At 63.0% G+C, this 26,047-nt stretch carries 24 protein-coding genes; 14 read left to right on the forward strand and 10 right to left on the reverse strand.

Annotated features, from left to right (window positions below):
- Genes ACO076_RS05070 through ACO076_RS05080 form a run of 3 tightly spaced genes read left to right on the forward strand, consistent with a single transcriptional unit; the run spans window position 1 to window position 2,513 of the window.
- Entirely contained in the window at window positions 1–1,158 is a 1,158-nt protein-coding gene (locus ACO076_RS05070; protein WP_421725637.1) for a mandelate racemase/muconate lactonizing enzyme family protein, read from the forward strand.
- A 30-nt stretch (window positions 1,159–1,188) separates the two neighbouring features.
- Entirely contained in the window at window positions 1,189–1,869 is a 681-nt protein-coding gene (locus tag ACO076_RS05075; protein WP_421725638.1) for a YggS family pyridoxal phosphate-dependent enzyme, read from the forward strand.
- Between the two features lie 29 nt (window positions 1,870–1,898).
- Window positions 1,899–2,513, forward strand: a complete 615-nt coding sequence (locus ACO076_RS05080) for a DUF1697 domain-containing protein (RefSeq protein ID WP_421725639.1) — start codon at window positions 1,899–1,901, stop codon at window positions 2,511–2,513.
- Between the two features lie 31 nt (window positions 2,514–2,544).
- Here the strand turns inward: ACO076_RS05080 and ACO076_RS05085 are convergent, their stop codons facing one another.
- Both ACO076_RS05085 and ACO076_RS05090 read right to left on the reverse strand, forming a co-directional pair.
- Window positions 2,545–2,655 (reverse strand): hypothetical protein, encoded by a 111-nt coding sequence (locus tag ACO076_RS05085; protein WP_421725640.1) that lies wholly within the window; start codon window positions 2,653–2,655, stop codon window positions 2,545–2,547.
- A 40-nt stretch (window positions 2,656–2,695) separates the two neighbouring features.
- The gene (locus tag ACO076_RS05090) at window positions 2,696–3,229 is read right to left on the reverse strand and encodes a L,D-transpeptidase family protein (RefSeq protein WP_421725641.1); all 534 of its coding nucleotides are present in this window, start codon (window positions 3,227–3,229) and stop codon (window positions 2,696–2,698) included.
- A gap of 142 nt (window positions 3,230–3,371) precedes the next feature.
- Between ACO076_RS05090 and ACO076_RS05095 the strand changes: the two genes are divergently transcribed.
- Window positions 3,372–4,055, forward strand: coding sequence for a response regulator transcription factor (locus tag ACO076_RS05095; protein ID WP_421725642.1), 684 nt, complete (start codon window positions 3,372–3,374; stop codon window positions 4,053–4,055).
- A gap of 35 nt (window positions 4,056–4,090) precedes the next feature.
- Entirely contained in the window at window positions 4,091–4,582 is a 492-nt protein-coding gene (locus tag ACO076_RS05100) for a cyclic nucleotide-binding domain-containing protein (RefSeq protein WP_421725643.1), read from the forward strand.
- Here ACO076_RS05100 and xth read toward each other — a convergent pair.
- From xth to tesB, 7 genes are all read right to left on the reverse strand, one after another.
- Window positions 4,574–5,380, reverse strand: coding sequence for an exodeoxyribonuclease III (gene xth / locus ACO076_RS05105; protein WP_421725644.1), 807 nt, complete (start codon window positions 5,378–5,380; stop codon window positions 4,574–4,576). The two genes, ACO076_RS05100 and xth, sit on opposite strands and share 9 nt — an antisense overlap.
- Before the next feature lie 299 nt (window positions 5,381–5,679).
- Window positions 5,680–6,441, reverse strand: a complete 762-nt coding sequence (locus ACO076_RS05110; RefSeq protein WP_421725645.1) for an outer-membrane lipoprotein carrier protein LolA — start codon at window positions 6,439–6,441, stop codon at window positions 5,680–5,682.
- 121 nt (window positions 6,442–6,562) lie between these two features.
- Complete coding sequence (locus ACO076_RS05115; RefSeq protein WP_421725646.1) at window positions 6,563–9,064, reverse strand: DNA translocase FtsK 4TM domain-containing protein; 2,502 nt, start codon at window positions 9,062–9,064, stop codon at window positions 6,563–6,565.
- Window positions 9,065–9,371: 307 nt separating this feature from the next.
- Window positions 9,372–10,730 carry an ammonium transporter gene (locus ACO076_RS05120; protein WP_421725647.1) on the reverse strand — a complete coding sequence of 453 codons (1,359 nt, stop codon included), beginning with the start codon at window positions 10,728–10,730 and terminating at the stop codon, window positions 9,372–9,374.
- 302 nt (window positions 10,731–11,032) lie between these two features.
- Entirely contained in the window at window positions 11,033–12,253 is a 1,221-nt protein-coding gene (locus ACO076_RS05125) for an ammonium transporter (protein WP_421725648.1), read from the reverse strand.
- A gap of 275 nt (window positions 12,254–12,528) precedes the next feature.
- The gene (locus ACO076_RS05130) at window positions 12,529–12,867 is read right to left on the reverse strand and encodes a P-II family nitrogen regulator (protein ID WP_421725649.1); all 339 of its coding nucleotides are present in this window, start codon (window positions 12,865–12,867) and stop codon (window positions 12,529–12,531) included.
- 214 nt (window positions 12,868–13,081) lie between these two features.
- Window positions 13,082–13,948: an acyl-CoA thioesterase II gene (gene tesB / locus ACO076_RS05135; protein ID WP_421725650.1), complete on the reverse strand. Its 867-nt coding sequence runs from the start codon at window positions 13,946–13,948 to the stop codon at window positions 13,082–13,084.
- A 78-nt stretch (window positions 13,949–14,026) separates the two neighbouring features.
- Between tesB and ACO076_RS05140 the strand changes: the two genes are divergently transcribed.
- Both ACO076_RS05140 and ACO076_RS05145 read left to right on the forward strand, forming a co-directional pair.
- Entirely contained in the window at window positions 14,027–15,265 is a 1,239-nt protein-coding gene (locus ACO076_RS05140; RefSeq protein ID WP_421725651.1) for a ubiquinone biosynthesis hydroxylase, read from the forward strand.
- 57 nt (window positions 15,266–15,322) lie between these two features.
- Window positions 15,323–16,543 carry a Tm-1-like ATP-binding domain-containing protein gene (locus ACO076_RS05145; protein ID WP_421725652.1) on the forward strand — a complete coding sequence of 407 codons (1,221 nt, stop codon included), beginning with the start codon at window positions 15,323–15,325 and terminating at the stop codon, window positions 16,541–16,543.
- A 2-nt stretch (window positions 16,544–16,545) separates the two neighbouring features.
- Here ACO076_RS05145 and ACO076_RS05150 read toward each other — a convergent pair whose 3' ends face one another.
- Window positions 16,546–17,610, reverse strand: a complete 1,065-nt coding sequence (locus ACO076_RS05150; RefSeq protein ID WP_421725653.1) for an NAD(P)H-dependent flavin oxidoreductase — start codon at window positions 17,608–17,610, stop codon at window positions 16,546–16,548.
- A gap of 236 nt (window positions 17,611–17,846) precedes the next feature.
- Between ACO076_RS05150 and ACO076_RS05155 the strand changes: the two genes are divergently transcribed.
- The 7 genes from ACO076_RS05155 (at window position 17,847) to ACO076_RS05185 (ending at window position 26,033) form a co-directional block, all read left to right on the forward strand.
- Window positions 17,847–18,890 carry a substrate-binding domain-containing protein gene (locus ACO076_RS05155; RefSeq protein WP_421725654.1) on the forward strand — a complete coding sequence of 348 codons (1,044 nt, stop codon included), beginning with the start codon at window positions 17,847–17,849 and terminating at the stop codon, window positions 18,888–18,890.
- Window positions 18,891–18,906: 16 nt separating this feature from the next.
- The gene (locus ACO076_RS05160; protein WP_421725655.1) at window positions 18,907–20,250 is read left to right on the forward strand and encodes an ABC transporter substrate-binding protein; all 1,344 of its coding nucleotides are present in this window, start codon (window positions 18,907–18,909) and stop codon (window positions 20,248–20,250) included.
- Window positions 20,251–20,319: 69 nt separating this feature from the next.
- Window positions 20,320–21,624: a carbohydrate ABC transporter permease gene (locus ACO076_RS05165; protein ID WP_421725656.1), complete on the forward strand. Its 1,305-nt coding sequence runs from the start codon at window positions 20,320–20,322 to the stop codon at window positions 21,622–21,624.
- A complete protein-coding gene (locus ACO076_RS05170) occupies window positions 21,624–22,853 on the forward strand; it encodes a carbohydrate ABC transporter permease (protein ID WP_421725657.1) in 1,230 nt (409 codons plus the stop codon). Before ACO076_RS05165 ends, ACO076_RS05170 begins: the two co-directional genes overlap by 1 nt.
- An 8-nt stretch (window positions 22,854–22,861) precedes the next feature.
- Complete coding sequence (locus ACO076_RS05175) at window positions 22,862–24,154, forward strand: amylo-alpha-1,6-glucosidase (protein ID WP_421725658.1); 1,293 nt, start codon at window positions 22,862–22,864, stop codon at window positions 24,152–24,154.
- A 9-nt stretch (window positions 24,155–24,163) separates the two neighbouring features.
- Complete coding sequence (locus ACO076_RS05180) at window positions 24,164–25,219, forward strand: ABC transporter ATP-binding protein (protein ID WP_421725659.1); 1,056 nt, start codon at window positions 24,164–24,166, stop codon at window positions 25,217–25,219.
- A gap of 253 nt (window positions 25,220–25,472) precedes the next feature.
- Window positions 25,473–26,033 (forward strand): LemA family protein, encoded by a 561-nt coding sequence (locus ACO076_RS05185; RefSeq protein ID WP_421725660.1) that lies wholly within the window; start codon window positions 25,473–25,475, stop codon window positions 26,031–26,033.
- Window positions 26,034–26,047 lie beyond the last annotated feature (14 nt).

Here is a 26,047-nt window from a genome sequence, read left to right on the forward strand (position 1 = left end):
ATGAAAATCACCGCCGTGAAGACCGCTGCCACCAGTGGTCACTGCATGCACCTTTGGGTGCGGGTCGAAACCGATGCCGGGATCACCGGCCTTGGCGAGTGCGTTCATGGCGGCCACGCGGCGATCGCGTTGATCCGCGACCTAACGCCCAAGCTGATCGGCAAGGACCCGTTCGCGGTCGATGCGTTGTTCGAGGAGCTCCGGCGTGGTTTGGTCTTCGAAGGCGGTTTCGCCGGGGCATTGATTACCGCCCTGACCGGCATTGAGATCGCGTTGTGGGATCTCAAGGGCAAGGCGTTGAAGACGCCGGTCTATGAACTGCTCGGTGGCAAGTTCCGGGACAAGATTCGCGTCTATGCTGATTGCGAAGTAACGCCCGGCATGAATTTTGATGAGTGCAAGAAGGTTGTCGACGAGGTGCTCGATAAGGGATTCACGGCCCTGAAGATCGACCTCGACATCGGCGCTTACGGCTACATGCAGAGCGAAGTGGCCGACTTCGAGAAGGACGCGTTCAACTATACCGCTGGCCCTTGGGAGCACAATCGCATGGTGCGGTTGGCTGAGATGGTGCGCAAGGCCGCCGGCGACACGTTCGACATCGCCAGCGACATCCACACTAGGCTCGACGTGCCGAGCGCGATCCGGCTGGTCAAGGATCTCGAGCCGTTCAATCTCATGTGGCTGGAGGAGCCGGTACCGCCTGAAAACGTAGCGGCGATGCGCGAGATCAAGCGCACGACAACGACACCGATCTGTGCTGGCGAGAATCTTTATCTGCGCTCCGGATTCCGCGATCTCATCGAGAGCCAGGCCGTCGACATCATCATGCCGGACATTCCCAAGTGCGGCGGGCTGTCGGAGTGTCGCAAGATCGCGAACATGGCGGAGATCTATTACATCCCCTTCGCACCCCACAACGTGTCGTCGCCGATCGGCACGATGGCGTCGGCGCATGTCTGCGCCACGGTGCCCAATTTCCTGGTGCTGGAGTTCCACTGGCTCAATCGCGACTACTGGTCGACGATCACCACACGCAAGACCGACATCATCAAGGATGGGTTCATCGCGCTTGACGATGCGCCCGGCATCGGTCTCGAACTCGACGAGGAGGTCGCCCGCGCGCATCAGTATCCCGGCACGACTTGGTTCGAGTGACCCGGCGATATCGGTGGAGTTGACGGATCTGTGACAGACCACGTGGGTCTCGGCACGGTACGTGAGCGCATCGCGCGCGCCGAACGGGATGCCGGTCGGCCGGTGGGGTCGGTGGGCCTGATCGCGGTGTCGAAGACGTTCGATGCTGATGCCATCCGCCCGGTGATCGCCGCGGGACAACGGGTGTTCGGCGAAAACCGAGTCCAGGAGGCGAAGGCCAAGTGGCCTATGCTCAAAGCCGCTGCCCCCGACCTCGAGCTCCACCTGATCGGGCCGCTCCAGTCCAACAAGGCGGGTGACGCCGTGGCCCTGTTCGACGCGATCCACACGATCGATCGGGACAGGATCGCGCGTGCGATCGTCAAGGAGATCGAACGGCAGGGCCGATCGCCGCGCTTGCTGGTTCAGGTCAACACCGGCGCGGAACCACAGAAGGCCGGCGTACTCCCAAAGGACACGGATGCGTTTATAGACCGATGTCGCTCCGAGTTCGGCCTGACGATCGATGGCCTGATGTGCATTCCACCCATCGACGAGCCCGCTGGCCCGCACTTCGCGCTGCTCGCCAAGATCGCCGAGCGACTGGGCCTCAACTCGCTGTCGATGGGGATGAGCGCCGATTTCGTCGACGCCATTGCACTGGGTGCCACGGATGTCCGGATCGGCAGCGCCATTTTCGGTGAGCGGAAAAAGCCCGCGCCCCAAGGATAGGCAGGCGCCTTGGTTGTTGCGAGGATTCGATGAAGACATGGATCGCGCTGATCAGGGGGATCGGCCCCACGACCCACAGGGTCATGACCATGCAGCAGCTTCGGGACGCCTGCGTCGGCGCCGGCTTCGATGAGGTCCGAACGATACTGGCAACCGGGAACCTGCTATTCGCCACGAAGGTCGGACTCCCAGCAATCAGGAAACGCGTTGCGGCGATCATTAGCGATCACGGACTGACCAATCCGGTGTTCTACCGCCGTCCGGCTGAACTGAAGGCTATTGTCGCCAAGGATCCCATGCCTGATGCTGCCTCCGAGCGGCCGAACCACCTTCTGGTGATGTTCTTGGACAAGGAACCCGCTCCGCAGAGCATTGATGCTCTCAGCGCCTATGACGGACCGGAGCAGATTCTCGTGTCCGACCGTGAGGTCTACATCGACTATGTCGATGGGGTTGGCACATCGAAATTGACGCCGACCGCTGCTGGAGCGGCTGCTCGGACAGTCCGGAACTGCGCGGAACTGGAACACGGTGGGCAAGCTCGTTGCAGCTGCTGGAGTGGATGTGAGGGGCTAGCAGATTCTTTATGGCCGTCGATGCTGTTGCCGTGTTCGACGCGATCCACATCATCGACTGTGACGTGACCGCGCGCGCGATTGCCGACGCCATCGCAGACTAGAACAGCGCGACGATGAGAACGTAGACCGCCATGAACACCACGACGATGAAGCCGATCGAGAAGAGGGTCGCGCGCGTCTCGTGCCGCCGCCCGGTTGTGTAGGCCAACGTGTGGGCGAGCCGCGCCAGAACGAAAACCGCGAAGAGACTATGCGACCGAGATCACCGTCCCCGGTCTGCTGCGGGCCAATAGTCGCCGCATCGTAGTCTCGGTTACCGCGATGCAGCCGGCGGTCGGCGCGAAGTCTGGCGCTGCGAGGTGCAGGAAGATGGCGCTGCCAGCACCCGGCCGCGGCCGGTCGAGGTTGTAGTCGAGGATCACCAGCAGATCGTAGAGGTTATCCTTCCGCCATAGCTTCTCGTGGCGGCCCGGATAGGGAAGCCGGATGGGTCGGTTGTAGCGGTGGTCGCCTGGATCGTCGCACCAGCCGGAGTTCGGCTTCAGCGGCGCGATCGGCAATGCCGTTACCGGCCGACGGACCCGGTCCGGACGATAGAGCAAGGCGACCAAGCGGTGAGCGCCGATTGGCGTAGCACCATCGCCCTCGCGCTTGCGCTTGGCGAGACCACCCCGTCCTACGGCGCAGCGTGCTGTCAGGCTGTCCGCAACCAGTCGCCCCTGGGTCGGGTCATGGCCGATGGCATTGACGACGATCTGGGAAAGCCGTGGAACAATGGCCATATGCCGGAGCACCCTTGGTTTGCTACACTGCCGGTTTGCTTGCGCCGGCAGGGGGTTGAGGTCTACATCCTTTATCTTAAGCTGATTCCGACAACCTGCCGGACCGATCCCAAAAACCGGCACGACGAACAAGAGGCGTGAGATGCCGGCCCGCAAGATTCTGGTCGTCGATGATGACGAGGTACTGCGCGACAGTTTGGTCGAACAGCTGTCGCTCTACGAGGAGTTCGACATCGAGCAGGCTGAAAATGCCGCCACCGGTATTCAGGCGGCTCGCCAGGGACGCATCGATCTGGTGATCATGGACGTCGGCTTGCCGGACATGGATGGCCGCGAGGCGGTTAAGCTCCTGCGCAAGAGCGGCTTCAAGGCACCGGTGATCATGCTGACCGGTCAGGACTCGGAGTCCGACACGATCCTCGGCCTCGAGGCCGGGGCCAATGACTACGTCACTAAGCCGTTTCGCTTTGCCGTTCTCCTCGCCCGCATTCGCGCCCAATTAAGGCAGCACGAACAGAGCGAGGACGCTGTCTTCACCATCGGTGGCTACACCTTTCGGCCGAGCGCCAAGATGCTGGTCGATGACCGCGGCCAGAAGGTGCGGCTGACCGAGAAAGAGACCGCCATTCTCAAGTTCTTGTACCGGGCCGGCGAGAAGGTGATCAGCCGCGACGTTCTGCTGCACGAGGTGTGGGGGTACAATTCAGGTGTCACCACCCACACCTTGGAGACCCACATCTACCGGCTCCGTCAGAAGATCGAGCGCGACCCCTCCAAGGCCGAACTCCTGGTGACCGACGTCGGCGGCTACAAGCTGGTTCCGTAAATGGCCCGACGACGGCGCGACCGGCTTGCCGACCCATGAGCCTCGATAGGGATATCGCCCTCCTGTCGCGCATCCCGCTGTTCGCCGACCTGGCGACGGAACAGCTCCGTCTCCTCGCGTTCAGCGCTGTGCGCCTCGACCTGTCTCCCACTCAGGTGCTGTTTCGCGAAGGTGCGACGGCGATGTCAGGTTACGTCGTCGCATTTGGCGGTATCGAAATGGCGGTCGGCCTCGGCGAACAGCGGCAGGTCCTAACCACCTGCGAGGCCGGCAGCCTCATTGGCGAAACCGCCCTGTTTGTCGAGACTAAGCGGCCGGCGACTGCAACGGCGATCGTCTCGTGCGAGGTTCTGGAGATCGACCGCAAGCTGGTGACCCGGATGTTGAACGAGTATCCGCAGGTTGCCGTGAAGCTACGTGCCACGATCGCTGGGCGCCTGGCCGCAACAGTCGGCGATCTCGGCGAGGTCGAGCAGGCGCTTGGCGCCATCGATGACAACCCGCTGAAGCGCTCCGGATCAGGCTGACCCGATCCGAACGACAACGGGGACGTGGTCCGAGGGTCGTTTCCAGCTCCGGGTCGCGGAGACGATTTCCGCAGATTCAAGGCGACCGGCCAGCGGCCGCGTGACCCAGATGTGGTCGAGACGGCGCCCTCGGTTCGATGCGCGCCAGTCGCGCGCCCGGTAACTCCACCAGGTGAAGACCTTCTCCTCCGGAGGAGCAAAATGCCGAATGGCGTCGGTCCAATCGCCCACCGCCTGCAGTGCGTTGAGTCGTTCAGTCTCGACTGGCGTGTGGCTGACGACGTCGAGGAGTTGTTTGTGCGACCAGACGTCGGCGGGATGTGGAGCAACGTTAAGGTCGCCTACGAGGATTGCCGGTCGGTCGGTTTCCGATCCATTCAGCCAAGCCTTCATTTCGTCGAGAAACGCCAGCTTGTGCGCGAATTTGTCATTCACGGTTGGGTCCGGCACGTCGCCACCTGATGGCACGTAGACATTGTGCAGCGTAACCTCCCCACCGGCATCGGGAATCGTCACTGCCGCGTGGCGGGCGTCGCCCTTCCCACAGAAGTCGCGCTTGTTGGTCGCCAGGAACGGTCGCCGCGAGAGGGTCGCAACGCCGTGATAGCCCTTCTGGCCGTTCAGCAACACATCGCTATAGCCGCGGGCACGAAAGGGTTTGAGCGGGAACCGGTTATCCGGACATTTGGTTTCCTGAAGGCAAAGAACATCGGGCCGATAGCGGTCGAGGAATAGGCCGACCTGCCGTGAGCGGAGGCGAACCGAGTTTATGTTCCACGATGCGACGGTGAGGCTCATGCAATCAAGTACAGGAAGCCGCGGGTTCGGCGATGATGTCAGATTAGCCGCAAGATAAAAGCGTCCAGCCCCGGGGGAGGCTGGACGCTCTTGCGCGTTACACTGCGCGACACCGAACTACGCCGGCGCCGGCGGACCGTCCTCGGCGAGACGGGGGGCGCTACCGAAATAAGAACGGCCCGCTCTTCGAATCAAATGGTGCGTACGGGGGGCGATTCAAGAGTTGATCGCCTCAGCAAGCCGGCGCATCGTAACCGAATAAAATCAGATTGTTAGGTCGATTCTCACGGCAAGATGAACTATTCGTAATAGTTGATCCTGAAGAGCCCGGGGTCGGGGCGGCCGCCGGTCGTCGTGTTGTAGACCGCGACCGAGGTATTGAGACCCCGTCCGTCTGTGACGATCCACTGGCGCAGCTCATAGGTATTACGGTTGAAGATGAGAGTAAGCTTGCCCTGTATCAGCCGGGAGTCTTCGATGATGATCAGGGCGACCAGGTCGTTTTCTTCGCGTACTTCGTTGACCACACCGGAGGTGAGATCGATCCGGTCGGCCAACAGATATCGCAGCGGCGTCTTTCGCAGTGGATAGAAGTCCTGAGTCGCGGTGCGGCCGTTACGGACAGCGACATTGCGGCCGTCGGAAATAACATCGAGGCGCACTGGCGGATCGTAGTCGAAGCGAATCTTGCCGGGGCGGGAAATATAGAAGCGGCCTTCCGATTGTTCGCCATGTGGGCCGACCTGAATGAATTGGCCCTCCATCGTCCGGAAGCTGTTGAAGTAGTCGTTGATGTTGGCGAGCGTGTCGCCTCGGCGAGCCGTCCGCCGGATGGCCACCGCGGGACCGGCTTTGGCCGGCGCCGCTGCGGCGGTCGCTCTTGGTGCATAGTCAGGCCGAACCCGTGGATCGGGAACCGGGTCGATCGGCACGCCGGCGAGTGCCAGACTGTCGACAAGGAACAGAACGACCGCGCCCACAATGGAGATGCGCCAAGAATTACGCAGGCTGCGGATCGGATTCCGGGCGACGTCGGCCGCTGCCAATTTGGTCCCTTTCATCAAAATTCCCTGCCGGGCGGTGACGGCGACCATGGTATCGTCGCGCCCGCCGGCGATCAGCTTAAGAGGCTATATGGCGAATTGGCGGCATCGCAAAGCGCGAAATGCCGCGACCGACCGCTTAAGCGAAGCCGTCGTCCATCTCTTCACGGACAAGGATTTCCCGCTTGCCGGCGTGGTTCGCCGGGCCGACGACACCTTCCTCCTCCATCCGCTCGATGATCGACGCGGCGCGATTGTAGCCGATCGAAAGCCTCCGCTGGATGTAGCTGGTCGAGGCCTTGCGGTCGCGAGCGACAATGGCAACCGCGCGATCGTAGAGATCGTTGGATTCGGAATCGCCGCCAGCGAGCGCGTCGTAACCGCCGGCATCGATTTCGTCCTCGGCGGTGATCGCGTCGAGGTATTCGGGCACGCCTTGCGTCTTGAGATGGGCAACCACTTCTTCGACCTCTTCGTCGCTGACAAACGGGCCATGGACACGCTGGATCCGGCCTCCGCCGGCCATGAACAGCATGTCACCCATCCCCAGCAACTGCTCTGCGCCCTGCTCGCCTAGGATGGTCCGGCTGTCGATCTTGGACGTCACCTGGAAGGAGATGCGGGTCGGGAAATTCGCCTTGATGGTACCCGTGATGACATCGACCGAAGGTCGCTGGGTGGCCATCACCACGTGGATCCCGGCGGCGCGGGCCATCTGCGCCAGCCGCTGAACCGCGCCCTCGATGTCCTTGCCGGCGACCATCATCAGATCGGCCATCTCATCGATGATGACGACGATGTATGGCATCGGCTCGAAGGAGAGCTCTTCGTGCTCGTAGATCGCTTCGCCGGTCTCCCGGTCGAAGCCGGTCTGAACCGTGCGGGTGAGCGTCTCGCCTTTGGCTTCCGCTTGAGCGAGGCGGGTGTTGTACCCGTCGATGTTACGCACCCCGAGCTTGGACATCTTGCGATAGCGGTCCTCCATCTCGCGCACAGTCCATTTCAGTGCGACCACGGCCTGCTTCGGGTCGGTCACGACTGGGGTAAGGAGGTGGGGAATGCCGTCGTAGGTCGACAATTCCAGCATTTTCGGATCGATCATGATCAGCCGGCATTGATCCGGGCCGTGCCGGTAGAGCAACGACAGGATCATTGCGTTGATCGACACCGACTTACCCGATCCCGTGGTGCCGGCGACGAGAAGGTGCGGCATGCGAGCCAAGTCGGCGATCACGGACTCGCCACCGATTGTCTTGCCGAGGCAGAGGCCCAACCGGGCCTTGGACTTCTCGAAGTCTTCCGCCGCCAGCAGTTCTCGGAGAAACACAGTTTCCCGGCGCGGATTCGGCAGCTCAATACCGATGGCGTTCTTGCCGGGGATCACCGCGACCCGGCAGGAGATCGCGCTCATCGACCGGGCGATGTCGTCGGCGAGGCCGATCACCCGTGCCGATTTGATGCCGGGCGCCGGCTCAAGTTCGTACAGCGTGACGACCGGACCTGGCCGTACATTGATGATCTCGCCGCGGACCCCGAAGTCTTCCAGGACTCCTTCGAGCAGGCGCGCGTTGTCTTCCAGCGCCGCGGTGCTGAGCCCCGCCTTGCGATCGGTCGCTTTCGGCAGGGTTAGCAGGTCCAGGGGCGGCAGGACGAAATCATCCGGCGTGAAGAGGGACGGTTGAGCTTCCCGCGCGGCCCGGCGCCCCGGCTTAGGTTTTGCTGCGGGTGCGGAAACGCGATTCCGGCGTTTCGCCGCTGCTTGGGGCGCGGGTTCGATTGGAGGCTCGGTTGACGCGAAGGGTTCATCTTCCCAAGCCTCAGCATCGGGATCGAAGGCTTCCCCATGAAAATCATAGTCCGGATCTGTCACACCCAGCGGGGCGACGGCAATGTCCCATTCATCCTCGTAGCGGCGTGTCTGGCGACGCGCCCGACGCTGTGCGATGTGACGCCGGAGTGCGCTCCACAGGCGCAAGGCGGAGTGGGTCAGGGCGCCGTAGAGCACGGTCCCACGGTCGTGATTGTCGAAATCGTCGGACAGGGCCTCGTCGAGGGGTTCCGGCTCGTGCTCTTCCACCTCGACGACGCGTCGAACGGGTTCGCTCATGTGCGGCATATGATTGGCCATCGCCCACTGGCCCAGGCCACAAGCGCGAGCGACCAGGACGACCGATAGGGCGGCGAAAGCGACGCCGATAACGGCGGCAGTCAGGCCAGTTGGCTTGCCACCGGTCACGAACGCGGGAACGCCGAGCAGCAAATCGCCCGTCACGCCACCGATCCCGGTGGGCAGCGGCCATGTGCCGAATACCGGCAGTGTTGCCAAGGCAAGCGTTGCGCTCAGGACAGCCGTGAACCAAGCGATCGCCGTCGGCCAGCTGAACCTTGGGGCCTTTCCGAAAACCATGCGCCATCCCCAGACGACCGGTGGCAGCAACAGGACAATCCCGGCGAGGCCGAAAAACTGCATGATGATGTCAGCGATGATCGCGCCCGGCAGGCCCAGGATGTTGGCAGGGTCCAGACCCGTAGCATGGCTGAGGCTCGGGTCGTCCGCGGTCCAGGTTGCGAGGCTCGCAGCGATCGCTGCAGCCAGCGCGAGGATGCCAAGCCCCACCAGGGCATTGACGTTGCGCTTCACGACGCGCCGGACCGTTCCGTCGCCGGACACGGAAAGAGGGACCGATCTGGTCGAACGCATAGGCCGCCCCGAGGCTCGACGAAAGCATGGCACTCGGCAACGCCTCGCGGCAGCCAAGCGCACCCCCTTCTTGCGCCGTCGAGAGGCCGTTATGGACCGGCTCGCGCTTGAGGGCGTCCCGATCCTATCGCGGGTTTAGTAAAGCCAGCATTAACCATCAATCGCGGCGACCAGCGAAAAAAAGGCCGGCGTAAGCCGGCCTTCAGGGAGGGAGGGCCGGCGCTCAGCGCCGGCCGGAGGAAGCAGGTCAGGTTGCCTGGTTCTGGGCGAAGTCGGGATAGGCTTCGACGCCAATCTCCGCCTTGTCGAGGCCGTTGATCTCGTCCTCTTCGGAGACTCGCACTCCGAACAGCGCCCGCAAGATCACCCAGACCACCAGGCTGGCGATAAAGGCGAAAGCACCGATCGCGACGATGCCGATCGCCTGCGTGCCGAAACTGGTATCCGGATTGGTGATTGGCACGGCAATCGTTCCCCAGATCCCGGCTACCAAGTGAACCGGTATCGCACCAACCACGTCGTCGATTTTCATCCGATCGAGGAGCGGTACGGCGATCACGACGAGGATACCACCGATCGCGCCGATGATTGTCGCCCATAGCATGGTTGGCATCAGAGGCTCGGCGGTAATCGCTACCAGGCCACCCAGCGCGCCGTTCAGGGCAAGGGTTACGTCGACCTTCTTGTAGAGAAGCTGCGTGAGGATCATAGCGGCGATGACGCCGGCGGCGGCCGCGGTGTTTGTGTTGACGAAGATCCGCGAGACCGCCGAAGCATCCTCGATCGTTCCCATTGCAAGTTGGGAGCCGCCGTTGAAGCCGAACCAGCCGAGCCAGAGGATGAACGTGCCGAGCGTGGCAAGCGGCATGGAGGACCCGGGGATCGGATGGATCGCGCCGTTCGCACCGTACTTGCCGCGACGGGAGCCGATGATCAGCACTCCAGCGAGGGCCGCCCAGCCGCCCACTGAGTGAACGAGCGTCGAGCCGGCGAAGTCGGAGAAACCCATTTCGGCGAGCCAGCCGCCGCCCCACTGCCACGAGCCAGTAATCGGGTAGATAACGCCGGTCAGGACAGCAACGAAGATGAGGAACGACCAGAGCTTGACCCGCTCCGCCACCGCACCGGAGACGATCGACGCGGTTGTGGCGCAGAACACCATCTGGAAGAACCAATCCGAGGCCACTGAGTAGTCACCCGGATCATCCGAGGGATCGGGGATAACTTTCCAGCCAAGGCTGCCGATGAAACCGCCGTCGACGCCATCGTACATGAGGTTGTAGCCGATGAGCCAGAACATCAAGCCGGCGATTGAATAGAGGCCGATATTCTTGGTGCATTGCATGGCGACGTTCTTAGACCGCACCATGCCAGCTTCCAGCATGGTGAAGCCGGCGGCCATCCACATCACCAGGAAGCCGCCCATCAGGAACAGCAGGGTGTTGAGGATGTAGGCGGTATCCGCTGCGATGGCGAACTCGCTGACTTCAGCGACGACTTCGGCGGTCTCGGCCGCCTCGTCCTGGCCGAATGCCGCGCCCGCCAAGGCAAGCAGGGCCACCGCGGCAGCGCCGACAATCGTCGACTGACGGGTTCGGTAATTCATGGATTTTCTCCTTTGGGAACCGCTGCGTTCCGCCTTGGCCGGGAGGTTGGCAGTGCGGTTGACATGCAGGACAAGTCTTGCCTCGGTTCGATGCACAGCAATTGGGCGGCCATCACCGCCGCTTCAGAGGATTTAGCAATCGGCGTGCCAGACCGAGTGGAGTTTGACGAGTATGTTTGGAATCAGTGGATTAGAGGGCCAAGCACACGGAGCGCGCTGACGAACTCAATGTGGTAATGATGAAAATATAGGCATCACGGCAGGCTGTGCCGACGGTTGGGCCGCCGGCACAGCCGGTTGGTTCAGCCGATAATCTCGGCCTCGGGATTGGCGCCGATCTTGTGGATCGACAGGTCAGCACCTTGGCGCTCCTCATCGGGCGTCAACCGCAGACCGATGATCGCGCCGATCACCGAGTACACCACAAGCCCGCCAACGAAGGCCCAGGCCACGCCGATGGCGGAACCCACCAGCTGGGACATGAAGCTGACACCGCCGAGACCGCCAAGCGCCTCGAGGCCGAAGATACCGGCGGCCAGACCGCCCCACACACCGCACAGGCCATGGAGGGGCCAAACGCCCAGAACGTCGTCGACTTTGAGCCGGGTTTGGCAGATCTCGAAGCCTTTGACGAAGACAACGCCGGCGATCGCACCGACAATGAAGCTCCCCGCGGGATGCATTACGTCGGATCCGGCGCACACCGCCACCAAGCCGGCCAGCGCGCCGTTGTGGACGAAGCCCGGATCGGCGCGACCGATGATCACGGCCGCCAGGATGCCGCCGACCATCGCCATCAGCGAGTTCATGGCGACGAGGCCGGAAACGCCTTCGAGGGACTGGGCCGACATCACGTTGAACCCGAACCAGCCTATGCACAGCAGCCACGAGCCGAGGGCGAGCCACGGAATGCTTGAGGGTGGGAAGCCGGTGCCCGGGTTTCCGCCACGGTCATAACGCCCAAGTCTCGGGCCGAGGCGCAGGACGGCCGCAAGGGCGATCCAACCGCCCACGGCGTGGACGACAATCGAGCCGGCGAAATCGTGAAACGCCGCGCCGAAGGTCGCCTCGATCCACTCCTGGCCGCCCCAGGCGCCGCCCCAGACAAAGCCTTCGAACAGCGGATAGATCAACGCGACCAGCAGAGCGGTCGCCAGGCACTGCGGTAGGAACTTCATCCGCTCGGCGATCCCGCCGGAAACGATCGCCGGTACCGCGGCAGCGAAGGTCGCTAGGAAGAAGAACTTGACGAGAAGCAAGCCCTGTGGCCCGAAGCCCTCGCCGCTTACGAGCGTGTTGGCGTCAGAGAAGAACCCGATGCCGTAAGCGATAGTGTAGCCAATGAGAAAGTAAGCAGTTGTCGAGATCGCGAAGTCGACCAGTATCTTGACGAGCGCGTTCACCTGGTTCTTGCGCCGAACAGTCCCAACCTCGAGGAACGCGAATCCGCCATGCATCGCGAACACAAGGATCGCGCCCATGAGAATGAAGAAGATGTCGCCGCCGACTATTTGCCCGTCCATCGCGCTGCCTCCGTCTTAGGCGCGGGTGCGCCGTTATTGTGCGTCTCACGGGGCACGCCAATTCAATCGGCATGCCAAGCGGGCAGATCGGTTAGAAACGCGGCATCACGGCACCGGCGGAGGAGTATCCGCTTTACAGAGAGCCGTTTTGCCTAAAGACGGGGCAGAAATCTTAGGCATAGTGCCTAGAAGCGCGGCAATAATGATGCCGCGCTGCTTGGCAGCGGGTTCGTCTGATCCCTTTTCGGCGGGAGCGATCCGATTCCGCAGTTAGCCTAGAGTGCGTCGGCGTCTGTCTCGCCGGTACGAATGCGAACAGCATGATCGATCCCGAAGACAAATATCTTGCCGTCGCCGATCTGGCCGGTTTTGGCTGCCGTCGCGATCGCTTCGACCGCCTTGTCGACCTGATCGTCTGACACCACAACCTCCAGCTTGAGTTTCGGCAGGAAGCTGACCGCGTACTCGGTACCGCGGTAGATTTCGGTGTGGCCCCGCTGACGGCCATAGCCTTTGACTTCGGTTACAGTCAGGCCCTGAACCCCGATCGTTGTCAGCGCGTCCCGCACCTCATCGAGTTTGAACGGCTTGATGACGGCCATCACTATTTTCATTGGCTTGCTTCCCGTTTCCGGCCGAAGCCCGCGAGATGCGGGCGCTCAGCGCGCTGGTCGATACCGGACCGCCGGCGGTTCGCCGACAGACACTGGGGCGCAACAATCAAAGTCTGTGCCAGTTTGACGACCTCGCTTGGAACCGGCTTGTGTTGCCCCCGATTTTGATGATGAAGGCGACTGGATTGATTAAGAACTGTGCATCTGAGACCGGCTATCGATTCTCCGGTCGCTCCCGTATCAGGCCTTCCTGAGCGACCGAAGCGACCAAAACGCCATCACGGCTGAACAGGCTGCCGCGGGTGAAGCCGCGTGCGCCAGAGGCCGATGGGCTGTCCTCGGCGTAGAGTAGCCACTCGTCGGCTCGGAACGGTCGGTGAAACCAGAGCGAATGATCGAGGCTCGCCACCTGCATATCGCGATCGAAGATCAGCCGGCCGTGCGCGAAAAGCGCCGTGTCGAGCAGGGTCATATCCGAGGCATAGGCCAGCACACAGCGGTGAATGTCCGGATCGTCGGGTAATGTGTCGCTTGCCCGGATCCAGACGTGCTGGACCGGGTCGAGCGCTTCGCGACTGATGTAATGGCGCAGGTCGACCGGCCGGACTTCGATCGGCCGGGCATGCTGCCAGTAGCGTCGCACAGGCTCCGGCGCGCTCTCCATGAACAGCTCTTTCAGTTGGCTTTCGCTCGGCAGGTCTTCCGGCGGCGGGACGTCCGGCATGGCAATCTGATGATCGAGGCCGTCTTCAGCGACCTGGAACGATGCCGCCATCGAGAAAATAGCTTCGCCGTGCTGGACCGCGACCACGCGGCGGGTCGTGAAGCTGTTGCCGTCGCGAATTCGGTCGACTTCGTAGATGATTGGGACGGCGGGATCGCCGGGCCGCATGAAATAGCAGTGGAGCGAGTGTGCCGCGCGCCCGTCCACCGTCCGCCCGGCGGCAACCAGAGCCTGACCGATGACCTGGCCGCCAAACACCCGCTGCCAGCCGACTTGGGGGCTGCGACCCCGGAACAGGTTGTGTTCGAGCGGTTCGAGGTCGAGTATGGAGAGTAGCGTTTCAACGGCGCCTGACATGGTGCGATCCCGCTTTCGGACACAGCACCGTTCGACCAGCGGAGTCCGACACTGTCAAGGAGAGCACCGTCCCGCGTGATGGCACCAACCGTCTCCTCAACCGGCTTCGACGCCGACATCGTGATCGCTGGCGGCGGGCACGTTGGCCTGTCGCTGGCGTTGGCGCTGCGGCAAGCCCTGCCCCATCTGTCGGTTGTCGTAGTCGACCTGGCGTCGCCGTCGTCGAAGCCGAACGATACGCGGGCCTCGGCTATTGCTGCGGCCGGTCAGCGCATGCTCGATCGCCTGGGCGTCTGGTCGGCGATTGCGACGGACGCGCAGCCGATCAACGAGATGGTGATCACCGACAGCCGCATCGGTGACGCCGTCCGGCCGGTATTTCTCACCTTCGATGGCACCACAGCCGGCCGACGCCCCTTCGCGCACATGGTGATGAACGCGGCCATGAACGCGGCTTTGCACGACGGCGCAGAGGCCGCCGGAGCGGATATCATCGCACCGGGGCGCGTCACGGGCTTTGAAGTCGGTCCCGCTGGGGTTGACGTAACCCTCGGTGACGGCCGACGTCTCGGCGCCCGGCTGCTGGTCGCCGCTGACGGCGTCCGGTCCCGTCTCCGCGATCTCGCGGGGATCGGTACTGTGCATTGGTCGTACAATCAGTCGGGAATCGTCGCCACGATTGCCCATGAACGTCCCCATCATGGTCGCGCGGTCGAGCATTTTCTCCCTGCCGGTCCATTTGCAATTCTCCCGCTGACCGGCAATCGATCCTCGCTGGTGTGGACGGAGCGACGAGTGACGGCCGAACGCTTGCTCGCTGACGACGATCTGTTCCGGCTTGAGCTCGCCCAGCGGTTCGGGCATCAGCTCGGCAGCGTCGAGCCGCTCGGTCCGGCATGGGCCTTTCCGCTTGGCCTGACCCTGGCGCGGTCGTTCGTCAAACCGCGTTTCGCTCTCGCCGGCGACGCCGCCCACGGCATTCATCCGATCGCTGGCCAAGGTCTCAACCTAGGCTACCGGGACGTTGCGGCGTTGGCGGAAACGATCGTTGAGGCTGAGCGGACCGGCCTCGATATCGGGTCCGTGGCGGTGCTGGAGCGCTACGAACGCTGGCGTCGCTTCGACACCGTCGAAATGGGTGTCGTGACCGACGTGCTCAATCGCCTGTTCTCCAACGATAACCCCGCGATTCGGCTGATCCGCGACGTTGGTCTTGGCGTGGTCGACCGGCTGCCCGGGCTAAAACGCCTGTTCATCCGCGAGGCAGCCGGTGCTGGCGGCGAGCTACCTCGGCTTCTCCGCGGCGAGGCGATCTAGGGGCCTGCGCCGATACTGCCGATTGGCTACTATCGCCGGCCTGCGAGGGAGGGCGATGTGGCGCGAAAGGTGGTTGCAATCCTTGGAACGCTCGATTCCAAAGGAGCCGAATTCGCATTCCTGAAGGACAGAATCGAAGCTGAACGCATTGCAACGCTGGTTATCGATGCTGGCGTGCTCGGTCCGCCGGGCTTCCCTCCTGACATTTCGGCAAACGACGTCGCTGCGGCGGCGGGCGCCGACCTGCCGGCACTGGCCGACGAACGCGATCGCGGCAAGGCCGTCAGCGCGATGGCGGCGGGTGCCACCGCAGTCGTCGCCCGGCTTCACGACGAAGGTCGGATCCACGGGATCATCTCGATGGGTGGCGGCGGCGGCACCGCAATCGGGACAGCGGCTATGCGGGCTCTGCCGATCGGCGTGCCGAAGCTGATGGTCTCGACTCTCGCATCCGGCGATGTCAGTGCGCTGGTCGATGTCAAGGACATCGTCATGATGCCGTCGGTGGTCGATATTGCCGGGATCAATAGCCTGTCGTCGCGGATACTTGCCAATGCCGCCGGGGCGATCGCCGGGATGGTGCAGGTCGTGCCGCCCGCCGATCTACCGGACCGGCCGATGATCGCCGCGACCATGTTTGGGGTCACCACCCCGTGCGTGACTCGGGCGCGGGAGCTTCTCGAAGCGGCCGGCTACGAGGTCCTGGTGTTTCACGCCACCGGGACCGGGGGCCGCGGCATGGAAGCGCTGGTCCGTGGTGGCTTCATCGCCGGGGTGCTCGACATCACAACGACGGAACTCGCCGATGAACTGGTTGGTGGCGTGCTGAGCGCTGGGCCGGACCGGCTCGAGGCTGCCGGCGCTGTCGGCATTCCGCAAGTGGTCTCAGTCGGAGCACTCGACATGGCGAATTTCGGCAAGCCCGAGACGGTACCGGCGGAGTTTGCCGGCCGAAGCTTCTACGCGCACAATCCGCAGGTCACGCTGATGCGGACGACTGCGGCGGAGAACGCCGAACTTGGTCGCCGGATCGCGGCCAAGCTCAATCGCGCCACGGGCCCGACAGTTCTCATGCTGCCGACGCGCGGCGTTTCGTTGATCGCCGTCGACGGCCAGCCCTTCCACGATCCGGACGCCGACGCGGCCCTGTTTGACGCGCTCAAAGCGAACCTTGCGCCGACAGTCACAGCGATCGAGCTGGACACCGACATCAACGATCCGGCATTCGCCGAGGAAGCGGCGCGTCAACTCCTCGACCGGATTCCGAGGTCAAGGTGAGCTTAGTCAGCGAATCCGCGAATTCGTTGAAGGGCTTCCGTGGCTAGCGCGTGCGTCAACTGAGCGGCCGGCACCTCCCGGCAGAGCCCGACGGCCTGGCCCGCCCACATTGAGCTGAAATCATTTGAGCCCCTTTCTTCTGCCTTCGCTTTGAGCGGGCCCAACGCACTGGCGGGCAAGGGAAAATCAGGCATATCGGTTCGCCAGGGTCCGACTTCCCGGACCAACCGGTTGACGAATCCGCGTGCCGGTCGGCCGGTGAAAACGTTGGTGACCACAGTGTCGCCGCCTTGGGCCAGATGGTCCCGATAGATCGAATGGATGATTGACTCGGGGCAGCGCAGATAGGCGGTGCCAATTTGGACAGCAGACGCACCCAGCGCCAGACAGGCCACAACACCCCGTGAGTCGGCGATGCCGCCGGCCGCGATGACCGGCACCGGCACCGCATCGACGATCTGCGGCACGAGAGCCAAAGTCCCCATCTGAACGGCTAGGTCGGCGGAAAGGAAACTGCCGCGATGACCTCCGGCCTCGAGACCCTGCGCAATGATCACATCGCAGCCGCGCTCCGCCAGGTGTTTCGCCTCGGCGACGGTCGTCGCGGTCGAGATGATCCTGGCCCCGGTCGCCTTGACCCGGCGCAGCAGGTCTTCGGGCGGCAGGCCAAAATGGAAGCTGACGACCTCGGGTTTGTGGGCCTCGACCTCCGCGCAGAACGCGTCGTCGAATGGGACCCGCGATGGCCCTGGTGGCCGGGGTTCGATGCCACAGGCGTCGTAGTAGGGCTTGAGCGTACCCTCCCAACGGCGCCAACGCTCAGGATCCTCTACCGGTTGTCGGTGGCAAAAGAAGTTTATGTTGACCGGACGGTCGGTTCTCTGGCGAACAATGCCCATCTCGACGGCCAACGTGTCTGGGGTCAGCATCGCTCCGGGCAACGACCCCAGTCCGCCGGCTTCGGACACCGCAATCGCCATCTCCGGTCCGCTCGCACCGGCCATTGGCGCTTGAATGATCGGAAGGTCGACCCCGAACAGGTCAAGTAATCGGGTGTCCGGCCACATGAATGCTCCCTTTCCGCTTGGCCTCGACTCGCGCCTCTTCAGTCTAGCTCGGAAATTCGCAGCTCGCGGTTGACGATTTTCGCATGGTCTTTCAACTGCCCGAAGATCGGCCGCCTCGCTGAATTATGACACTGTTGACAGCCGAAAGCGCTTTCGGTTAGCGTCAACCATTCCGAAAGCGCTTTCGGAACCGGCAGGCTACAAAGAAAAAATCGCCGCTGGATTGGAGGAAACGGGTGCAGCGCTTGTTGCGTCGAAACCAGGGCGTGTCCATCGCCCGACTTGCCCAGCATCTCGGGTTGTCCGAGGGCACCGTTTCCCGCGCGCTCAACAACTATCCGGACATCGCGGTCAAGACCCGTCAACGCGTCATCGAGGCGGCCAACGACTTGGGCTATAGGCCCTCCGCTCACGCACGACGGTTGGCGCGTGGTGTGATCGAAACCGTCGGCTTCGTATTGCCCGAGCGGGCTGGTTACTCTGATCGTTTTCTTGCCGAGATTCTCGATGGGATCGGCATCGAACTGGCGGCACATGACTGGGACCTTCTCGTCGCTGCCGTACCGGATGACCACAGCGACACCGAAGTCACGGAGCGCCTGATCCGAAGCGGCAAAGTCGGCGGCTTTATCCTAACGCGAACGCGGCGTCGCGATCCGCGGGTCGATCTATTGCGTCAGGCGGGTGTGCCATTCGTCGTTCACGGTCGAACTGAAGATTGCAGCGACTACTCGTGGCTCGACATCGACAACGAAAAGGCCTGCATGGACGCCGTCCGCCATCTGGTCGACCTCGGACATCAACACATTGCCTATATCGGCGGTAAGCCCGAGCTTAATTTCGCCCATCTCCGCCGTACCGGTTATCTCAAAGCGATGGCCGCTGCCGGTTTGCAGGTACCGCCAGGCTACGTCGTCGAGGATATCATCGACAGCGCCGATGCTGACGCGGCTATGGCGCAGATGCTGGCGCTTTCGGCGCCGCCGACAGCCGTGGTGTGCATTACCGATGTCGTCGCGCTCGGTGCCATGCGAGCGATCACCCGCGCCGGGTTTCAGCCTGGCAGAGAGGTGTCGGTCATCGGCTATGACGGCCTGCCGGTGGGGCTCACTGCCGATCCACCGCTGACGACGATGGCGCAATCCAGCGAGAGCGCCGGGCGGGAGGTCGTCCGCATGCTGATGGCGATGATCGACGGTGCCGATACACGCCTCACCCAGAAACTCTGGGAAGCCAAGCTTATCCAACGTGCTTCGACCAACCCACCTTTCACTTCATGAAACCCGGAGGAGACCAGTGAACAGACCTATAGGAATACTCACTGCCACAACGGCGATCTTGATGCTCGGCACGTCGATGACGTTGGCTGATCTGCGCTTCTGGACCACTGAGGAACAGCCGGCCCGGCTCGCCCGCCAGGAGCAGATGGCCAAGGATTTCGAGGCCAAGACGGGGATTGTCGTCGAGGTCATCCCGGTGTCGGAGAGCGATCTCGGCACCCGCGCCACTGCGGCGTTCGCTGCCGGTGACCTGCCGGACGTGATCTACCATACGCTGCAATACGTCCTGCCCTGGTCGGAAGCCGGCATTCTCGACACCGAAGCCAACAACGAGGTGGTCGAAGAGCTCGGTCGTGACACTTTCGCGCCGGGGTCGCTGGCAATGGCTGACTTTGACGGTGAGACCGCCGCAGTTCCGGTCGACGGCTGGACTCAGATGGTCGTTTACCGAAAGGATTTGTTTGACGAGGCCGGGCTGGAGCCACCGAACTCCTACGCAAACATCGTTGCGGCGCTGGACGCCCTGCACAATCCGCCGGAGGTCTATGGTTTCGTCGCCGCCACCAAGGTCGACGAAAACTTCATGAGCCAGGTACTCGAGCATGTCTTCCTGGCCAACGGGGCGAGTCCGATCCAGGAGGACGGCAGCGTCGGTTTTGACGAGGCCAAAACCGTCGAAGTTCTCGAGTTCTACAAGCGCCTGGCGGAGGCCTCGCCGCCCGGTGAGCTGTTCTGGCAGCAGTCTCGCGAGCTCTACTTTTCGGGCAATGCGGCGATGATCATCTGGTCGCCCTTTATCCTCGACGAGCTGGCCGGCCTACGCGATTCGAACCCGCCGGCGATCAATGACGACCCGACCTCGACCGAACTGGCCTCGAAGACGGGGATCGTGACCCGCCTGTCCGGGCCGTCGAACCCGGACGGCGCAGCATGGGGCGACATCCGTTATTTCGGTATCACCAGCGACGCGGATACCGATCCGGCCGCCGAGTTCGTCAAGTTTTCGATGGACGAGGGGTACACCAACACCCTGTCGATCGCACCGGAGGGCAAGTTCCCGGTCCGCCGCGGCACCGCCGACGAACCCACCAAGTTCCTCGATGCCTGGGCGGTCCTGCCGGTCGGTGTCGACCGCCAGGCGGCGCTCTCGGACCTCTATCCGGAGGAGGTGATCGCCAACATTGTCGGTGGTCTGGAGACCGCCGCTCGTTGGGGCGTTGACGAGGGACAGCTGGCTCTCGCCTCGAAGATCATCAACAGCCAGGTGATTAATCGCGCCGTCCGCGAATACCTCGACGGTGAACGCGATGCGGCCGAGACGGTCGCGGTGATCAACGAGGAAATTGCCAAAATCAACTAACCGGGGCGAACCTGGTCGGGCGGCGCCTCAGCGCCGCCCGACCCCCACCGAGATCGGGGAGGAATGCTCATGTCGGCGACGGACAGCGCCGCCAAGCCGGCGTCGAACCGAAAGCCACGACAAGGGCCGATGGCACGGCGGGAGGCACGGCTCGCCGCCGGTATGCTGGCCCCGACCTTCTTCATCGTCTTCGCGATCGTTCTTATCCCGCTGCTTGCCAACTTCTGGATCAGCGCTAAGCCGGCGCAACTCGCCGATCTGCGTCCGCCGACCACGGCAGCCTCCGAGCGAGTGCGCGGGGACATGGACGTCCCCGGCAGCGAACTCCTTATCCAGTACCGCCTGCGCAATTCCTCGCAGAAAGAAGAAATCCGCAATGTCGTTCTCGTCGACGAGCTGCCACCGGGGTTGACCGTCCAGTCGTCTGACGAGCGCTGCAGCTTTGACGGGCCGCGGATCCGTTGCGACCTTGGCACTTTCGATGCCGGCCAGCGTGATGAGGTCGAAATCAGCGTCATCGGTGACGATGTGTTTGCCGCGGCGGGCCTGTCGCCTCGCGACAGTGAGCCGATCCTCACCGGCGAGGCGACCAACGTTCTCACCAGCACCGAGTTCACCTTCGATAACTACATCCAGATCTTCGAGTCCCGCGACTTCTGGAACGTGGTCTGGGTGACCATCGCCTACACCGTGTTTGGCACCCTCGGCGCTGTCGTGCTGGGTTTGTTTGCTGCGCAACTGATGAACACTGCCTTCGCCGGGCGACCCATTCTCCGCGGCCTGTTCCTGTTTCCCTATGTTGCGCCGGTCATTGCCGTCGCCTTCACCTGGGTGGTGCTGCTCGATCCGTTTTCCGGCACGCTCAATGCGCTGCTGAAGCAGATGAACATCGTCGACGAAGGCATCAACTTCTTCGGCCAGCGTAGCGTCGAAATGAGCTTCCTCGGGCTTACCTTCAACTTCCCGCTGGCACTGGCGACGGTGATCGCCTTCGAAGCCTGGCGCTATTTCCCGTTGTCGCTTTTGTTCATCCTGGCGCGGATGCAGTCGATCCCGTCGGACCTTTACGAAGCCGCCGAGGTCGATGGTGCGACGCCGTTGCAGCAGTTCCGGCACGTCTCACTGCCGCAGCTCTTCGCCATCTTGTCGACGCTGTTCCTGTTGCGCTTCATATGGACCTTCAACAAGTTCGACGACATCTTCCTGCTCACCGGCGGCGCTGCCGGAACGCGAACATTGACCGTCGATGTCTATGAGCAGGGCTTTGCGTTGGCGAATCTCGGCGCCGGTGCCGCGGTCGCCGTGGTGATCTTCATCTTCCTGCTGATCTTTGCCCTGAGCTACTTCCGCTACGTTCATCGGGAGGAAGGCTGATGGTTTTCGGACGCGGTTTCCTCTTCGGTATGCTCTCCGGTGCGCTGTGGGGGCTAATCGCCCATGTCCTTGCGGGAATTGCCCTCAGCCTGCTAACGGGCCTCCCGGCGACACCGCCGCTGCTTGCTGGTCTGCTCGCGGGTGCAGCCAGCGCCGCCGTGCTGATGTCGCGGCCGCCGCATGAGCGGGCGCCCACCCTCGTCCTGACCGCCTTCTTCGCGGCTGTCATCGTACTGCTGGCCGTGGCCTTGGCTGAGCCTTTCTCGGTGCCGTTGTCCGCAGCGCCGGTTTGGCAAGCGATCGCCATCGCCTTCGTGGCATTTGGCGTGACCGGCGCGAGCAGAGCCTGTCTCGCCGACGTTCCGGCCGGGTCACTGTCACGCTACAAGGCCGAGGTGCTGTTGGTTCGCGTCTTCAAGGGCGTCGGCTTCGTCTTCTTCACCGTCATCGTCGTCCTGCCCTTCTACGTGATGGTGATGACAAGCCTGAAGAACCAGCAGCAGCTTCTGCTCAACCCGCTTGATCTGTCGATCGACGTCTCCCAAGGGCTGGGCACCCTGTTCCGCAGCTACGTCGATCTCTTCACCGAGTTCGATTTCGGTCGCTATCTGCTGATTTCGACCATCGTATCGATCTGCACCGTAATCATCACGCTGCTGTTCTCGATCCCCGGCGCGTATGCGATCGCGCGTTTGCGGTTTCCCGGACAGGCATTCCTCAACCGGTCGATCCTGATGATCTACATGGTGCCGGCGATCGTTCTGGTGATCCCGCTCTATTCGGTCTTTAGCCAACTCGGCCTCCGCAACACGCTGCTTGGTCTGTTGATCGTCTATCCGGCCACTACCGTGCCGGTGGCTCTCTATATGCTGCAGGGCTACTTCCGCGGCCTACCGCCCGAGCTCGAGGAAGCCGGGCTGATGGATGGCCTGAAGCGGCTCGGTGTCATCCGCAAGATCACCCTGCCGTTGTCATTGCCGGCACTCGCCTCGGTGGCGCTTTACGTCTTCATGATCGCCTGGAACGAGTTCCTGTTCGCCTTCATGTTCCTCGACGATCCCGCGATCTTCACCCTTGCCCGGGGCGTGGTCGCCCTCGATTCCTCCGAGGTGCCGCGACAGAACCTGATGGCGGGCGCGGTCGTAGCGACCGTCCCGATTCTGGTGATCTTCCTGTGGTTCGAGCGGTTCCTCGTTCAGGGGCTGACCGCCGGTAGCGTCAAGGGCTGAACGAAAACATGAACGCAAATACGCTGGGCGACATCGACCGCCGCGCGATCGAGATCCTGCAGCATAACGATCGGGGCGGCTACACCGTGCCGACCGATGGGCTGTACCCATTCCAGTGGAACTGGGATTCGATGTTCGTGGCGCTCGGTTTTGCCGTCATCGACTGCGACCGCGCGTGGCGCGAAATCGAAACGTTGTTTGCCGGCCAATGGCCGGACGGCATGGTCCCCCACATCATCTTCCGGGGCGGGGACACGACCTACTTCCCCGGACCGGATCAATGGGGCACGCGCATGGAGCCGGCAACGTCGGGCATCACTCAGCCACCGGTCGCCGCCACCATCGTCCGTCAGCTCTACGATAACGATCCAGAGGCCGGGGCGTCGCGGGCCCGGGCACTCCTGCCGGCAATCGATCGGTGGCACCAGTGGTTCCGCACCGCGCGCGACCCTGAGGGACGCGGCGTTGTCGCGGCGATCCATCCCTGGGAGACCGGCCGCGACAACGCACCCGACTGGGATGCACCGCTCGGACGCGTCGACGTGACCGGTATTGCACCCTACCAACGTCGTGACACCCAGCATGTGCATGCGTCCCAGCGGCCTGAGAACCAAGAGTACGATCGCTATCTCGCTCTCGTTCAGTTCGGTCGCGAACACGACTGGGATATCGACGTCATCGCCGAGCGACACCCATTCTGGGTCGCCGATGTCGGCTTGAACGCGATCCTCCTCCGTGCCGAAGACGATCTCGCCGGCCTGGCAGGCGCGCTGGGAGAAACCGCGATCGCGGCTCGCGCAACAGAGCGAGCGCGCCACTGGCGCGCCGGCATCGAGACCCTGTGGAACGATCGGGTTGGTGCCTATGTCGCTCGCGACCTGCGCCGCGACGAATCGATCGAGGTCATCTCCGTCGGTTCGCTGCTGCCACTCTATCCGGGGATCACGCGTCCGGAACGCGCTGCCCGGACCGTTGTGATTCTGCGCGATTGGATGAAGCTGGTCCGCTACAGCATCCCCAGCTTCGATCCGGCCGATGCCCGCTTTGACGCGGTACGCTACTGGCGCGGTCCCGTATGGGCGGTGGTCAATTGGATGATCGCCGATGGCCTTGGCCGCTCCGGTATCGCCGATCTTGCCGAACGTGTTCATGGCGACACGCGAGCGCTGATCGAGGCCGCCGGCTTTTTCGAGAGCTTCGACCCGACCACCGGCGCGGGGTGCGGTGGCCATGACTTTTCCTGGACGGCAGCGATCTGGCTGGCGTGGGCGTCGCCCACCGGCTGCGCCGCTGTGGCATGAGGCAACGCAATGGCTCAGATCGAACTGAAATCCGTTCGTAAGGCGTTCGGCGCCGTCGAGGTGATCAAGGGGGTCGACCTGACGATCACCGACAACGAGTTTGTGATCTTCGTCGGTCCGTCCGGTTGCGGCAAGTCGACCCTGCTCCGGCTGGTTTCCGGCCTGGAAGAAGCCACCGACGGCCAGATCGTCATCGACGGCGAGGACGTTACCGGCAAGCCGCCGGCCGAGCGCGAGCTGTCGATGGTGTTCCAGTCCTATGCGCTCTATCCCCACAAGACGGTGCGCGAGAACATGGGCTTCGCTCTGACTGTGGCGCGGATGCCGAAGGCCGAGATCGCCGAGCGGGTCGAGCGTGCCGCCGATGTCCTCAAGCTCGACGCGTTGCTCGATCGACGGCCGAAGGAGCTCTCCGGTGGTCAGCGCCAACGCGTCGCGATCGGCCGGGCGATCGTGCGCGAGCCGAGGGCATTTCTGTTCGACGAGCCGCTTTCGAATCTGGACGCGGCGCTTCGGGTTGAGATGCGGCTGGAGATCGCCAAGCTGCACCGGCGGCTGGCGGCGACCATGATCTATGTGACCCACGATCAGATCGAGGCGATGACGCTCGCCGACAAGATCGTGGTGCTCCAGGCCGGGCGGATCGAACAGGTGGGTGCGCCGATGGAACTCTACATGAGACCGGCGAACCTTTTCGTCGCCCAGTTCATCGGCTCGCCGAAAATGAACGTTGTCGACTGCGCCCCCACTGCCGACGGCGTCTCCTTTCCCGACGGTCAGGCGATGGCCTATGACGCTCCCCACGAGGATGCCCGCAAGCTTGGCATCCGACCCGAACACATCACCCTGTTACCGCCGGAGGACGGTGACGTCCGCGGCCGCATTGACGTGATCGAGGAACTGGGTTCGGACACCTTCGCCTATGTCGATGTCGAAAATGTCGGCTTGTTCACGGTGCGGATCGTCGGTCATGCTGACCTCGCGGAGGAGGCTCCGGCCGGTCTCCGGTTCGACCGTGAGCACATCCATCTCTTCGACGCCACTGATCACGCTATCCGGCAATAGCGAGCGAGCCGGTGTTCCCGTTGAGCTTGTCGCCTGCCGAATCCGGCGAGCGATACGCCTTGACGAGGGATTTCTGGGCAATGAAGACGAGACCACAGTCGGCAGTGCCGCCACGGACAGGCGGCCGGCCGTCTTGATCATTTCTCCGGCTTCAGTCCCATCTCATCGCGACGATGCTAGTGGAACCCGCGCGGTGGTCGCGACGGCACGCCGCTGCTAGGTTGCTGATCCCGCCAGCGGAGGCACATCATCCATGGAAGTCTGGATCGTCCTCGGCGTCATCGCGCTGATCGCCATCTATCTGATTGTCCTCTACAACCGCCTGGTTGCCTTGCGTCAGACCGTATCCCAGGCTTGGTCGGACATCTCGGTCCAGCTGAAGCAGCGCCACGATCTGGTCCCCAACCTGGTCGAGACGGTCAAGGGATATGCCGGCCATGAGCGCGCGACGCTGGAGGCGGTGACGGAGGCCCGCAACGCCGCGGTGGCGGCGGCCGATCCTCAGGCCCAGGCGAAGGCGGAAAACATCCTCACCGGCGCGCTGCGTCAGCTTTTCGCGCTGGCGGAGGCTTATCCCGACCTCAAGGCCAACGAGAATTTCCTGCACCTCCAAGCGGAACTTTCTGACATCGAGAACAAGATCGCCGCCTCGCGCCGGTTCTTCAACAACGCGGTCCAGGAATACAACACGGCGATCGAGCAGTTCCCAGCCGTGCTCATAGCCCGCCAGTTCGGCTTCACCGCCAGCGACTTCTTTGAGCTCGACGAATCCGAGGCCGTCGCTGTTGCGACGCCGCCGGACGTCAAATTCTAGGACAGCAACGGACG

This window comes from Bauldia sp., assembly GCF_965232525.1.
In the GTDB taxonomy this organism is placed as follows: Bacteria; Pseudomonadota; Alphaproteobacteria; order Rhizobiales; family Kaistiaceae; genus Bauldia.